Source organism: Afifella sp. IM 167, assembly GCF_020144925.1.
GTDB lineage: Bacteria > Pseudomonadota > Alphaproteobacteria > Rhizobiales > Afifellaceae > Afifella.
In genome coordinates, this window is the sequence record NZ_NSLC01000023.1 from 1 (window position 1) to 734 (window position 734).

1 protein-coding gene and 1 pseudogene are annotated in these 734 nt (G+C 72.8%); both read right to left on the reverse strand.

The annotated features are described in order from the left end of the window. A pseudogene (locus CLD20_RS19940) lies at nt 1–414 on the reverse strand (L-seryl-tRNA(Sec) selenium transferase); the annotation flags it as partial. Beyond that, on the reverse strand, nt 411–734 hold a 324-nt coding region (gene fdhE / locus CLD20_RS19945), incomplete at its 5' end, for a formate dehydrogenase accessory protein FdhE (protein WP_224408430.1). The gene fdhE and the pseudogene CLD20_RS19940, both read right to left, overlap by 4 nt.

The window sequence follows — 734 nt, forward strand, 5'->3', positions numbered from 1 at the left end:
CTCACGCAGCAGCTCGTCGACGACGTCGTCACGATCGCCGCGGCCACCGGTGGCCAGGTCGTATTCCAGGTTGGCCGGTGCGGTGAGCGCCTGCACGACGGCCTGCACCGCGGCGTCGGGCAGCAGCGCGCGGCCGAGGTTGGTGTGCAGCACGGTGCCGGTGCAGTTGAAGACCGCACGCAGCCGCGGCTGGTCTTCGGCGGCGAGTGCTGCGGCCACCGCTGCGGCGATGGCCTGCAGCTCGAGTTCGCTATCGGCACGCTCGCCGGCCAGCAGGCGTTCACGCAGCTGCTGCAGTCGCGCCCGCACCGCGGCCGTCGTGCGGATCGCGCCGTGTGCGGCCAGCAGCGGCGCCAGTTCGGCGCAGCCGAGCACGCGGTCGACGGCAGGCAGGCGCACGCTCGGCGCCGTCATGCGTCGTCGGTGGGCTCGGGCAGCGCCAGCAGCGGGTTGCCCGAGGCGCGCTCGAAGTTGGTCTCGGCCATCAGCAGGTCCAGGCGCAGCGTGGCCAGGTCGTCGGCCAGCGCTTCGGCCAGCGGGTCGGCGTGCTGGTCGACCTGTTTGCGGTAGCTGCGGCAGCTGTCGCAGGTCTCGGCGAGCACGGTCTTGCCGTCGCCGTCGACGCCCAGGTAGCGCACGCCGCGTGTCGACTCGCAGTGGCTGCACTTGACACGCACCATGTGCCACTCGGTGGCGCACAGGCCACCGCTACCTGCACTGCGGCCTGTGCGCCA